This window comes from Variovorax sp. YR216 (assembly GCF_900107745.1).
Taxonomy (GTDB): Bacteria; Pseudomonadota; Gammaproteobacteria; order Burkholderiales; family Burkholderiaceae_C; genus Variovorax.
The window spans coordinates 31,292-43,905 of record NZ_FNRO01000028.1; the positions used below are offsets into that span (position 1 = coordinate 31,292).

Consider the following 12,614-nt stretch of genomic DNA (forward strand, 5'->3'; position numbering starts at 1 on the left):
GCGTGGCACGCAGGAGCCAGAACTGCGCCGCGGCCTGGCACACCCAGACCATCCGGCGCGCGAGCAGGCCCGCACACTCTGTCGATCCATGCGACAGGACCTGCCATGCTCGAAGCCCGACAAACCGGCATTCTTCGATGGTCGACCGACAGCGTCCCGGCCGGACAGCGTTTCGACTATTTCCAGCAGACGCTGGAGTCCGCGGTCATTCCCATGTGGGTCTCGAGCGACCAGCGCGAATCGTTCCGCAACGATGTCGCGATGGCGATGCTCGGCCCGCTGGCGGCGCTGCGCCTGTCGGGCAGCCCGCACGCCTCGCACCGTGGTCTCCGCGAGATCGAACGAAGCCTGGAGCGCAGCTTTCACCTCATCATCAACCTGACATCGCCCTGGATGCTCGAGCATGCCGGCCGCAATCGCATGCTCCCTGGCGACGCCATCCTGACCGATTCGTCGTTCGGACACATGCTCCGCACGGACAGCGACTACGACATCGTGCACTTGAAGCTCCCTGACGGCTGGTTGCGCCAGTGGGTGCCTTCGCCTGGCGCGATCGTCGGACGTCGGATCCCCGTGGCCTCGGGCTGGGGGCGGGCACTGGCGACCTACGCGATGCAGCTCACGCCCCAGTTTGCGGTCGAATCGCCACTGCCATCGCAGGTGCTCACCGACCACCTGGGAGCGCTGCTCGCGCTGGCCACGCACGAGGCAACGGGCGCCGTCCCGCAACCGGACGTTGCCGAAAAGGGTTTGCGCGACCGCACCCGCGAAGTGCTCCGGCAGCGGTGCACAGAGTTCGCGCTCACCGCGACGGATGTGGCCAAGGTGCTGGGCATCTCGGTGCGCACCCTGCATCGCAACCTGGGGCTCTTTGGAGAGAGCTTCGGCGCCATGCTGATGGCGGCGCGCGTCGAGGTGGCTTTGCGCATGCTCGAGTCGCCCATTCATCGGCGGCTCACGGTGGCCGAGATCGGAAGGCGAAGCGGGTTTCCGGACCCTTCGCACTTCTCGCGCGTGATCCATGCCCGCGTTGGCCGCACGCCCAACCAGATCCGCAACGGGGACAAGACCGAGTCGCCACCGGCCCGGGCCGAAGGGGAGGAACACTGACATGCACGCCATCCACACCACCGACATCCAGAGCTGGTCCACCAGCGAAGTGCCTGTCTCGCAGCGATTCGACTACTTCGCGGACGTGTTGAGTTCGGCGCTGGTGCCCATGGGCGTCGAGATCGAGACACCGTCGCGCACTGCCTTCCACGCGGAAATGACGCTGGCCGAACTCGGGCCGATGGCGATCAGCCGCCAGATCGGAAGTGCCCACCGCTCGTACCGGCGCGCGACGGAGCTGTCGCGCAGTGGCGATCACAGCTTTCATCTGATCATCAACCTTATGTCGGGCTGGACCCTGACGCACTGCGGTGAAATCCGGCTCGCGCCGGGTGACGCCGTGCTCGCGGACTCCAACTTCGGTCATGAGTTGCACATGCCCGGACGCTACGAGTGCATGCACCTGAAGCTGTCGGGCGACTGGTTGCGGCGATGGGTGAGCGAGCCGTCGGTCCTGGTCGGTCGGAGGATCCCTGCGACCTCGAGTTGGGGGCGCGCATTGACTGCCTTCGCTTCGCAGTTGTCGCCGCAGTTCCTTGTCGACTCACCATTGCCGCAAAGCCTGCTTGCCGACCAGGTCGGCGCCCTTCTCGCGCTGGTCGCGAGCGAGTTCGGTGGCGCTCCCAAGAAGGCCAGCCGGGGCGATGCAGCCTTGCGCGAGCGCATTCACGCCTGCGTTCTCGAGCGGTGCATGGAGCCGGGCCTGTGCGCCGTGCAGGTCGCGGAGGCGCTGGGCATTCCGGACGAGCACTTGCACCGCGCGCTCTCGGCGGGCGACGAGAGCTTTGGCGAACTGCTGACCGGCACGCGCACGGGCATCGCGTTGCGCATGCTCGGCTCTTCGATCTTCAGGCGCTTGAGCATCGAGGAAATTGCGCGACGCACGGGCTTCAACGACGCAACACACCTGGAGCGCACGCTGCGCGCGCGCACCGGACGCTCGCCCTGGCAGTTGCGCGGGCATTGAAGCGGGGCGCGCCGTGGTTCATGCACCGTCGCTCGAGATTGTCCGTTGGTCGACCGTGGAAGTTTCGCAGCGGCATCGCTTCGACTACTACGCAAGCGCCTTGACCTCTGCGCTGGTGCCCATGGCGGTGCAGAGCGCCAGCCCTGCGGACTTCTGGGCCGACATGCAGATCGCGGACCTCGGTCTGCTCGCTGCCGTGCGGCAGGCCGGCAGCGCGCACCGGTGCTATCGCGAGGATCCGGAGTTCGGGCGAGATGAACACCGCAGCTTTCATCTCATCATCAACCTGTCGTCGCCCTGGCGCATCGCACACCGAGGCCGTGAGCGGATGGCGCCGGGCGACGCGATGCTCACGGATTCCCGCTTCAACCACGACATTCATGTGGACCAGACCTACGAGTTCATCAACCTCAAGCTGTCGGAAGCCTGGATGCGCCAATGGGTGCCTTCGCCCGGCAGCCTGGTCGGTCGCAGGATCGCGGCCAGCGAAGGGTGGGGCCGGGCGTTGACTGCCTTTGCCGCGCAATTGACACCGCGCTTCCTGGTTCAGACGCCGCTTCCGTTGTCCATGGTCTCGGATCAGCTCGGGGCGTTGCTGGCACTGCTGGCCAGTGAATTCCGAGCGTCGCCACAACGGCCCACCCGTGCGGACGGCGCATTGCAGCAGCGCATCCAGGAGGTGATCGTCCAGCGGTGTGCCGAGCCTGCACTGACCGCCGCGGCGGTCGCTGGCTCGCTGGACCTCTCGACACGCACGCTGCATCGTGTGTTCACCCGTTTTGGCGAGACCTTCGGCGAGAGCCTCATGAACGCCAGGGTCGGCCTCGCGTTGCGCATGCTGGAGTCGCCGCTGTACCGGCGGCTGACTGCGGCCGAGATCGGTCGACGCGCCGGCTTCAGCGATGCTTCGCATTTCACGCGCGTGCTGCGCCGGCGCCTCGGTGCGACGCCCGCGCAGCTCCGTCGCCGGCAGGGAGCCGGGGCGTCGGAGGCCGACGAGTACACGGGGCTGAACGCTTCGGCCGGGAACCTGCCGCAGATCGAGGCCGAGGCGAATTCGGAACATTGACGCCGGTTGGATGCAAGAGTTCGCCGCGGCCCGGCCGGATGCTGCGGGCATCGCCGGGCGCCCCGGGCACATCCACGCATCGCATGACGACTCCACGCGTCCCTTCGCAATACGGCCCGAACGCGCCGGCCATCGTCCTGGTGCATGACGCCTGGTCCGACGGCTCTGCTTGGGGCGATGTGATCTCCAGGTTGCAGGAACTCGGCTTGGCGGTCTCGGCCGTCCAACCCCCGCTGACTTCGTTGGTCGCGGATGTGGTCGCCGTGCACCGCGCCATCGATGCACATCGCGGGGCGATCGTGCTCGTGGGGCATGGCTGGGGTGGGGCGGTCATCAGCCAGGCGGGCGACGCGGCGGCGGTGGTTGCGCTTGTCTACCTGGCTGCCTACGCGCCCGACCACGGCGAAAGCGTGGAGGACTTGCGGCGCGCCGAAGGTGCTCCGGCCCACGTCGATTTCCTGCGCAGGGATTCAGGTGGGCTGCTGGCGTTTCCGCAGGACACCTGGCCGTCGCGCATCGCGCAGGACGTGCCGATCATCAACGCCCGGGTGCTCGCGGCGGCCCAGCGACCGATTCAGGCGGATAGCCTCGAGGAAAGACTCGGGGCCGCCGCGTGGCACGTGCGCCCGTGCTGGTTCCTGGTCGCCGAGCGCGACCGGCTGGTCCCGCCGGCCCTGCAGCGCCGCATGGCGATGCGCATGGGTGCGCGGTGGTCCAGCGTGCGATCCGGCCACGCACTCTTCCTGTCGCGGCCGCGGGAGACCACGGCCGTCATCCTCGAAGCGGTGGACGCGCTGGTCGGGGCAGGGCCGTGAACCGTGCGATTCAAGGTGCGTGCAGAAGCACTTTCACCAGCGCCGAAGCCGTGGCCCGGAGCTTCGCAGCGTCGCCATGGATGCGTTCCATGACCACGATGCCCCGGGTCATCGTGACGACGAGCCGCGCAGCCTGCGCTGGTGGGAGCTGCAGACGTCCATGCGCATCGTCCCTCGCGAATCGCTGCTGCAAAAGTTCCTCGAGGCCGTCGAGGAGGCTTCCAAGCGCTGCGTGAATCTCGGCGCTGTCGGCGCTTTCATCGGTTGCGGTCTTGGTGGTGAGACAGCCGCGCGACGGCTTGCCTGTCGTCATCGACCGGATCGAGAACGCGAAGAAGTCCGTCAGCGCCGTCTCGATGTCCGGCTTGTCGAGCGCCTTCGCTGCATCGGCGAGGTAGCGCGCCTTGTAGCGATCGAAGACGGCCAGGAACATCGCCTCCTTGCCGCCATAAGCGTTGTAGAGCGAGCCGCGCAGCACGCCCGTGGCCTCGGCGAGGTCCTGCATGGACGTCGCGCCGTAGCCCTTGCGCCAGAACACTGCGAGCACGCGCTCGAGTGCCTCGTCTTCGTCGAATTGCCTTACTCCTGCCATGGGTGAATTGGACACGTCTTTGACATACATGTCAAGTTTGACGACAGTGTCAAACATGTAGACCACAACATAGGAAATAGCGTGTCCAACGATCACTCCCAATCCAGCCGGCCGGCCGCGCCTGCCGGCATCCCATGGCACACGATGTTCGCGGGGCTCAGCGCCAGCCTCGTCGGTATCGGCCTTGCACGATTTGCGTATTCGCCGCTCATCCCGACCTTGATCGAATCCCACTGGTTCGAGGCCAGCGATGTGATCTATCTCGGTGCGGCCAACCTGGCGGGCTACCTGATCGGTGCCCTGTCCGGCCGGCCAATCGGGCGCCGCCTCGGCAATGCGTGGGCGCTCCGGCTGATGATGGCCCTCGCGGCACTGGCGTTCGTGGCGTGCGCGGTGCCGCTGTCGACAGCGTGGTTCTTCGGGTGGCGGCTCCTGTCCGGCGTGGCGGGCGGCGTGATCATGGTGCTGGTCGCTTCGACGGTTCTGCCTCATGTGCCCGGCGCGCGGAAGGGTCTCGCTGCAGGCGCCATCTTCATGGGGCTGGGTCTGGGCATCGCGGGTTCGGGCACGCTGGTGCCGCTGTTGCTGGGCTTGGGTTTGCGCGAGACCTGGATCGGCCTTGGCCTGCTCTCGGCACTGCTCACCGCGTTGAGCTGGAAGGGCTGGCCCGAGGCGGCCGTGGCCGCGCCACGCGCGGCGGCACACGTGTCTTCGTCTTCGCCGAAGGCTGGTCAGCGCCGCGCGCTCCTGCTCGTCAACATCGAATACGCGCTCATGGCCGTTGCGGTGGTGCCGACGATGGTGTTCCTGTCCGACTTCGTTGCGCGTGGCCTCGGCATGGGCGCGCACGCCGGTGCGGTCTACTGGGTGCTCTATGGCTTGGGCGCGATCGTCGGGCCCATGACCTACGGCGCGCTTGCCGACCGGCTCGGATCGTCACTCGCGCTGAGGCTCGTGCTGCTGGTGCAGGCACTCGCGGTTGCCGCACTCACCGTCTCGCGCAACGAGTTCGTGCTGGGCCTTGCCAGCGTGCTGATCGGCACCTTCCCGCCGGGTGCGGTGCCTCTGGTGCTTGCCCGTGTCCACCACGAGTTGCCCGATGCGCCTGCCGCCCAGGATGCGGCCTGGAGCCGGGCGACCACCGTGTTCGCGTTGTTCCAGGCGCTGGCCGGGTATGCCTACTCGTACCTGTTCGCGCTCAGTGGTCAGCGGCACGCATTGCTGTTTGCGGTGGGATGCGTCGCGCTGGTCCTCGCATGGCTGCTCGATTGGTTCGGCCGGGGCGTCGCGTCGCCCATCGTCGGGCGCAGCGTAGATGCGCCCCGGACCTGATCGCCTCTGAAGATCCGACACCATGAGTTCGCGGCCGGCGCGCCATAGCCACACGAGGGCGACGGTGGCCGCGATCCAGACCAGGTCCTCGCCGAGCCGCTGTTGCTCGTCCAGGCGGTAGGCGCTGCACAGGCGCTGCGACGAGTCCTGAAGGACCTCACCGACCACGACCCCCATCGGCAGCACGCTGCCGAGAAGGAAAGCCTGCAGCACGCGGCCCGCGAGTGACCAGGATGCGGGAAGCAACGCGCCGGCCAGGAGCAACGCGATGAACTTGAACGACTCCGCCGTCAGGTCGACCAGGACCAGGTCGAGGACGCGGGGAATCATCAGGACTGTCGTGACGCAGAGGAACATCGCGAGGCCGCTGAGGCCCATCGCGTTCCAGTCACCCAGCCGCTGCCGCAGGCCCTTCGGCGCGGCATGCGCGAGCAATGCCCCGGCCAGCATGACGAGCGGGTACTGGAGAAGCATGTGCGGCCGCATCCCGGCCTCCAGCGCGTGGCGCATCGGCGGCAGGGCGAGCAGCACCAGCAGGCTGGCCCCTGCGGCGATCGCAGGGCCTGGATGTCGCGTCACGGAGTCGCACTTTCGGGCGACGACAGCGAGCGCGCAAAGCGCAATGCGCGCTCGGTTTCGCTGTAATCGAACACCCGCACCAACCGACCCGATCCGTCGATCACGAGGAGCGCGGCATTGTGTTCCCACCCACCCAGGCCGTCGTCGATGACGGTCACGCGGAATCGATCCAGCAGTTCCTGAGTGGCGTCACCGGGCGATGCGCGAACGAAGCGCCATACGCGCGGCTCTGCATGCAACGCCACGGCGTAGCGCCCCAGCACCTCGGCATCGTCGTACGCCGGATCGAAGCTGATGGTGAGCAGGTGCACGCGCGACCCCGCTGTATCGTCGTCGAGGATCGCGCGCTGGAGCTGCTGGAACACGCTGCCCAATGCCGCGCAAGCGATCTGGCAACGGGTGTAGGCAAAGTCGACGATGGTGGGTGTCGTCTCGTGGGCCAGCAGCGTGTGCAGCGACACACCTGCAACTCCGGGACCTTCCACCTGCACCGCCGGCGTCGGCACCGGGTGCGTTGCGATCTCCAGCCGGCGCACGTCCTCGGCCGTCCAGGCACGAAAGCCGTGCGTCAAGCCATGCGCCGCGACGCATGTGGTGGCGATGATCATCACGCTCGCGAAGACGGTCCTGAAGATCGTCATGAGCGCCCCTCAAGGTGTCCTTGCCGCGAGCGACTTGAGCTCGTCCCCACCGGCGAATGGCGCGGTGCGAGACCCATTCTTGCGCTCCGTCTCGAACATCTCGGCGGTCAGCGGCGGCGACTTGTTGGACCAGCTGGCGCGCACATAGCTGGCAACCGCTGCAAGCTCCGCATCGCTGAGCCGATCGAAAGCCGGCATGGCGCCCGCGAAATTCGCGCCATTGACCGTGATGGGGCCGGTCACGCCGTGCAGCAGGATGTTGGCGAGGATGCGCTCGTCCCCCTGCACCCATTCCGAACCATCCAGCGGAGGGAATGCACCGGGCAGGCCCAGCCCCGTGGCCTGGTGGCAGGCGACGCAGTTGGCGGTGAAGACCTGCTTGCCATCCACCCGTTGGCCGGGTTTGGGGATCGCGCCGCGCAGATCGGCCACGGTGCGACGGTCGCCCATCCCCGGAGGACCGAAGGACTCGGACAGAAGGATGTAGGCCACGCCGATGAGCACCACGCCCAGCGTGAGGGCCGCCACGAACAGGGGCACCGGCCGGGTGCGTTCCACCGGGTCGGCCTGTTCGCGTTGTTGGGCGTGCTGTTTCATCCTGCTGCTCAGGGCTTGGGTGGCGGTGCTTCTGGCGGAAGCACCGGGTAGCTGTGATCGAGCGCTTGCAGGTACTTCACGAGATCGAGCGCCTGGGGTGTGGCCACGACCACCTTGCCCACGGGCGGCCGCCAGCCGCCGGGAATGGCGACGACATGCTCATCGGCCTCGGCCGCATCCTTGACGACGAACAGATACGGAAACGCCGGCATGATCGAATCCGCCACGTAGGCCCGCGGCTGGTAGAGATGCCCGAGATGCCAGTCCTGACTGGGCTGGCGCACGCCGATGTTGAACAGGTCGGGCCCAGTCCGCATGCTGCCGAGCAGATGGGGCTTGTCGTACACATAATCGGCAGGGACGGACGCCCGGCCCCAACCGCGCGCGCTGTCGGGGCCGAGATTGCGATCGCGCGGCTGCTGCGTGTGGCAGTAGACGCATCCGTTGGCGATATAGACCTCGCGTCCGCGCAACTGGGCGGCCGTGTAGGGCTTCAGGCCCGGCGCGGGCTGGATGTCGCGTACCTCGATGTACGGCATCGCCACCAGCGCCGCCGTGGCGATGGCCAGCGCGACCGTTGCTCCCGCGGCAAGTCGGATCTCACTGTCCACGGGCCGCCTCGACCTGGCCCTGCTGCCAGAAGAGCGCCGCGCCCACGCGTGCCGGCCCGAACCGGAGCGCCATCGCGAGGAAATGCCCGATGAAAACCAGATGGCCGAGCACCATCAGCGAGCCGCCGATCGAGCGCGACCTGAGGTAGGGCAAGGTCAGGACGACCGAGTCCATGAACGGACGCTGCGCATCGAGCATGGCCTTGCCCTGCAGCCACCCGCCGATCGACAGTCCGATGAAGTAGATGCCGATGCCGATCACCGCCAGCCAGAAGTGCAGCATGATGAGTCGGGGATAGGGCCACTCCCAGTTCAGCACCCTGGGCATCATGAAATAGATGGCCCCGAACATCACCATGGAGACGAATCCGTAGGCGCCCAGGTGCGCGTGCCCGACCGTGTAGTGCGTGAAGTGTGCAACCTGGTTGACGCTGCGCAGCGCCTCGAAGGACCCCTGCAGCGACGAGGCTGCGTACATCAGTCCGCCGAACATCATGAAGCGCAGCGTGGGCGAATGGATCGCCAGGTGCATCTGGCCGCGGAGGGTGCCTGCCATGTTGATCGCGAAGGCCACGACAGGAATGATCATCATCAGGCTCTGCACGATCGACAGCGTGGTCAGCCATCCCGGCACCGGTCCGCCGATGAGGTGGTGGCCGCCGACCTGGCCATAGAAGAAGGCCAGCGTCCAGAAGCCGAGGATCGACAGGTTGTACGACTGCACGGGCCTGCCGATGACCTTCGGCAGGAAGTAGTAGATGGCGCCGACGCTGACGGGCGTGAACCACAGTCCCAGCACGTTGTGTCCGTACCACCAGTTCATGGTGGCCTGCTGAACGCCGGTGTGGATGCCCGGCAACTTGGCGACAAGGTAGAGCAGGGCAATCCACAGCATCGCCGAGACCATGTACCAGACACTGACGTACAGGTGCTCCACCTTGCGGTTCACCAGCGTGAAGAGCACCGGGAGAATGACCAGCGCGAGGCCGGCGAAGATGAAGATCCCGATCTGCCAGGGGATCTCCAGGTATTCCATGCCGTCGTTCCAGCCGGTGGCGATGGCGCCGATGCCGCCGGCGATGCCGGTATTGAGCAGGGCGCCGCCGATCATGGCCCAGATGCCGCCCACCAGCGGGGTGCGCAGCAGGCGCGGCAACACCCACAGGACCACGCCAAGCCCTGCATTCGTCAACCAACCGTAGAACACTGCGTTCAGATGCACGGTGCGGAGCCGGCCGAAGCTTGTCCACGCCTGGCTGACCAGCCAGTCGGGCTCGTGCAACTTGATCGCCGAGACCAGTCCAGCGAAAGAGCCCACCAGCAGCCAGAGGCATGCGAAGGCCATGAACATGAACACCGGGAAGGCGGTGGATGTGTCGGCCGCCACCCGGTCTCGCAGCTCGGACGGGTCGGGAGCGGGCACCGACCGGCCGGCGCCGCTTGCCTTGTCCTGCATCGAATCGCGTGCATCGCCATCGAGCGCCGGATCGTCGATCTTCCCGATTTCGCCACGCGCGAAGATGACCGAAGCCCCGCGGGGGTTCTCGATCAACAGCCCCCGGCGCATCGACCAGATGAAGACGAACAACCCGATGATCGACAGCAGGAAGGCGCTGAGCAGACTGAGAAGGGTGCTGTTCATCGGGTGGCGCGGGCGTTGTGCGGACCCGGGGAAGGCTACCCGTGAGTGGCTTTCAGGCCTTGAACGCGCTTGCCCTGTTTGGTGTCTGGTTGTCGTCGAGGCGTATAGTGATTCACCCCACCCGAACTGGAAAAGCCGTGGCACAAGCGCATGCGCCGAGCGCGATCCGATGGACGACCGACGAAGTACCACCGACAGCGCGCTTCGACTACTACGCAGAGGTGCTGAGCACCACGCAGACGCCGATGAGTGTCTTCAGCGAGTCGCCCCGATCCTTTGCGGCGGCGATGACCCTGGTCGATCTGGGTGGCGTCTCGGTCATGAGGCAAACCGGCTCGGGCAATAGCGCGCGCCGGGTTCGTCGCGACATCGAGCGCAGCGGGGAGCGGTCCTTTCATCTGCTCGTGAGCCTCGATACCGACTGGACGGCGCGTCATCGCGGCACGCTGCGTGTGCGTCCGGGCGAAGCAGTCCTGTTCGATTCCGATCTGCCGTACGACATCGACATCACGAAAGCGTACGAGTTCGTCCACATCCGTTTCACCGATGCCTGGATGCAGCAGTGGCTGCCGTCGCCCGGCGTTCTCGTCGGCCGTGCCATTTCCGCCAAGCAAGGCTGGGGGAGGGCACTGACCGCATTCGCGCAGCAGCTCTCTCCGGAGACGGTCGTCGACTCGCCGCTTCCGACCCCATTGCTGACGGATCACCTGGGATCGTTGCTGGCCTTGTCGGCGCACGAGATTGCTGCACCGCGATCGCCGACCCCCGCCGACAGGGCGCTCTGCGAGCGCGCGCGCGAAGCCATCGCGCAGCGGTGCCAGGATCCATCGTTGACTGCCGGGGACGTCGCAGTGCAGTTGCAGGTCTCCGTGCGCACGCTTCACCGCAGCCTTGGCGCCGCCGGCGAGACTTTTGGTGGTGCCGTGATGGCGGCACGCATCGCTGCGGCGGTCCGGATGCTCGAATCCCCGCTCTTCCGGCGATTGACGACCGGAGAGATCGGGCGACGCGCCGGCTTCTCCGACCCGTCGCACTTCGTGCGCGTCTTTCGTGCGCGGGTCGGCCAGACGCCGCTGCAGCTCAGGCAGTCACGCCACGGCTGAACGGCGCTGGCGCCCGTAGCGCCATGCGCGCTCCGCCAGCACGGCCAGAAGACACAGACCTGCCAGCGCGGCGATGCCGTTGAAGTAGTCGAGCGATGCCATGAACGTGGCTTCCTGCATGAGCAGGCCATTGACCGTCGCGGTCGCCATCCGCAACGCCGCCTCCGGATCCTGCGCCGCGCCGTAGCGTTGCGCGAGGAGGCGCAGGGTGTCCTGCAGCGCTGCGCTCCAGACGCCGAGGGATTCACCGACACGTACGTAGTGCAGCGTGGTGCGCCACTGCAGGAAGAGCGTGGCAATGCACATGCCCGCTGCCACGCCGAACTGTGCGAGCACGTTCTTGACCTGGTTGGCGTGCGAGAACAGGGTCTCGTCGCGCTGCAGGTCGCGGAAGGTCTGGACCGCAGTGGTCGATAGAACCGCGATCACGAACGCACCGTTGCAGAGCAGCGCGGGCAGCACGTGCAGGCGCGGCTCCACGGTCTCGCTCAGACCACCCAGCATGAGCCCGCACGCTGCAAGCAGCGAGAACCCGAGCACGTAATAGCGCGTCGGCCCAGGGTGGCGCGGAACCAGCCGCGACAGAAGAATCCATACGAGGACGCCGCCGAGCGCCCCGAGCGCGACGTAGCGGCCGATGATTTCGAGCGGAAGGTTGAGACCGCGCAGCAGCAGCACCGGTATCGCCGTGTTGTTGGCGCCGAGAAGCGCATAGCAGACTGCGAAGGCGGCCAGGCCGATGAGATAGCGTCGCTGCGACATCTCTCGCAAGCGGATGGCCGGCAGCTCGCGCTTCAACACCAGCCAGACTGCGAACACCAGCGCCGGCACGCCGACGGTCACGTAGGTATAGAGCGGAAGACGATCCGAGAAGAAGTCGAAGACGCTGCGCTGGAGCGCGAACAGAACGAGCGCGCTGCCGCCGGCCAGCGTGATGAGGCCGCGTACGTCGAACGGCGAGCGCGCGGGCGGTGGCACGTTCGGCAGCGCGAGCTCCCCCAGCAGCGCGAGCAGCACGGCCGGCACCAACTGGGCGACGAACGCCAGTCGCCAGTCCTGCAGCGACAGTGCAACCGATGCCAACAGCGGACCGCAAACCGCGCCCCACGCAATGCCAGACGCGAAAAACTTGACGCCGGTGAAGCGTTGGGGAGATGGCGGGATGAGATTCACCAACACGCGCCCTGCGGTGAAGAACGAGGCACATGCCAAGGCGGTGATGAGGCGCCCCGCCGCGAAGGTTCCTAGCCCCTCGCTCGCTGCGCAGACCAGCGCGCCGACGGCGAAAAGCAGACTGGCGACGCGCATGAACCAGCGCCATCCCATCCGCTCGACGAGCCACCGGTGGTTGAAGATCATCCCGATCGCGGTGACCGCGTAGAAGGTGGCGACAAGGCTGTATTCCTCGGGGCTCGCGCCGATGTCGCCCATGATCGGCGCGGCGTTGAAGGCGTACACGCCGGTCTGCAGGAAGTCGCTGAAAGGCAATGCCCCGATCAGCACGAGCAGCGCGAATCGTCGCGTGACCGAGGGCGTGGAGGCGGTCGGTTGCATCG

General features: G+C 66.9%; 12 protein-coding genes. 6 read left to right on the top strand and 6 right to left on the bottom strand.

Annotated features, from left to right (window positions below; all coding sequences use genetic code 11):
- The first annotated feature begins 105 nt into the window (after positions 1-105).
- The 4 genes from BLW05_RS33595 (at position 106) to BLW05_RS33610 (ending at position 3,961) form a co-directional block, all read left to right on the top strand.
- Positions 106-1,110: a helix-turn-helix domain-containing protein gene (locus tag BLW05_RS33595; protein WP_177142932.1), complete on the top strand. Its 1,005-nt coding sequence runs from the start codon at positions 106-108 to the stop codon at positions 1,108-1,110.
- 1 nt (position 1,111) lies between these two features.
- Entirely contained in the window at positions 1,112-2,077 is a 966-nt protein-coding gene (locus BLW05_RS33600; RefSeq protein ID WP_177142933.1) for an AraC-like ligand-binding domain-containing protein, read from the top strand.
- Positions 2,078-2,132: 55 nt separating this feature from the next.
- On the top strand, positions 2,133-3,146 hold the full coding sequence (locus BLW05_RS33605; RefSeq protein ID WP_143045010.1) for a helix-turn-helix domain-containing protein: 1,014 nt from the start codon (positions 2,133-2,135) through the stop codon (positions 3,144-3,146).
- An 83-nt stretch (positions 3,147-3,229) separates the two neighbouring features.
- On the top strand, positions 3,230-3,961 hold the full coding sequence (locus tag BLW05_RS33610) for an alpha/beta fold hydrolase (protein WP_177142934.1): 732 nt from the start codon (positions 3,230-3,232) through the stop codon (positions 3,959-3,961).
- Between the two features lie 10 nt (positions 3,962-3,971).
- On the opposite strand, the gene BLW05_RS33615 is transcribed toward BLW05_RS33610, so the two are convergent.
- Positions 3,972-4,583: a TetR/AcrR family transcriptional regulator gene (locus BLW05_RS33615; RefSeq protein WP_371127013.1), complete on the bottom strand. Its 612-nt coding sequence runs from the start codon at positions 4,581-4,583 to the stop codon at positions 3,972-3,974.
- A gap of 51 nt (positions 4,584-4,634) precedes the next feature.
- On the opposite strand from BLW05_RS33615, the gene BLW05_RS33620 reads away from it, so the two are divergent.
- The gene (locus tag BLW05_RS33620; RefSeq protein ID WP_371127014.1) at positions 4,635-5,885 is read left to right on the top strand and encodes a YbfB/YjiJ family MFS transporter; all 1,251 of its coding nucleotides are present in this window, start codon (positions 4,635-4,637) and stop codon (positions 5,883-5,885) included.
- A 575-nt stretch (positions 5,886-6,460) separates the two neighbouring features.
- Here BLW05_RS33620 and BLW05_RS33625 read toward each other — a convergent pair.
- The 4 genes from BLW05_RS33625 to BLW05_RS33640 are packed head-to-tail and all read right to left on the bottom strand — an operon-like array spanning position 6,461 to position 9,955.
- Positions 6,461-7,105, bottom strand: coding sequence for an SCO family protein (locus BLW05_RS33625; RefSeq protein ID WP_177142935.1), 645 nt, complete (start codon positions 7,103-7,105; stop codon positions 6,461-6,463).
- Between the two features lie 9 nt (positions 7,106-7,114).
- Complete coding sequence (locus tag BLW05_RS33630; RefSeq protein WP_093168998.1) at positions 7,115-7,702, bottom strand: c-type cytochrome; 588 nt, start codon at positions 7,700-7,702, stop codon at positions 7,115-7,117.
- Positions 7,703-7,710: 8 nt separating this feature from the next.
- Positions 7,711-8,313 (bottom strand): cbb3-type cytochrome c oxidase subunit II, encoded by a 603-nt coding sequence (locus tag BLW05_RS33635; RefSeq protein ID WP_093169000.1) that lies wholly within the window; start codon positions 8,311-8,313, stop codon positions 7,711-7,713.
- On the bottom strand, positions 8,303-9,955 hold the full coding sequence (locus BLW05_RS33640) for a cbb3-type cytochrome c oxidase subunit I (protein WP_093169002.1): 1,653 nt from the start codon (positions 9,953-9,955) through the stop codon (positions 8,303-8,305). The genes BLW05_RS33635 and BLW05_RS33640 overlap by 11 nt, the downstream gene beginning before the upstream one ends.
- A gap of 59 nt (positions 9,956-10,014) precedes the next feature.
- Between BLW05_RS33640 and BLW05_RS33645 the strand changes: the two genes are divergently transcribed.
- The gene (locus BLW05_RS33645) at positions 10,015-11,058 is read left to right on the top strand and encodes an AraC-like ligand-binding domain-containing protein (RefSeq protein WP_143045011.1); all 1,044 of its coding nucleotides are present in this window, start codon (positions 10,015-10,017) and stop codon (positions 11,056-11,058) included.
- Here BLW05_RS33645 and BLW05_RS33650 read toward each other — a convergent pair.
- Positions 11,044-12,612, bottom strand: a complete 1,569-nt coding sequence (locus BLW05_RS33650) for an MFS transporter (protein ID WP_177142936.1) — start codon at positions 12,610-12,612, stop codon at positions 11,044-11,046. The genes BLW05_RS33645 and BLW05_RS33650 overlap by 15 nt on opposite strands.
- Between the last annotated feature and the right edge of the window lie 2 nt (positions 12,613-12,614).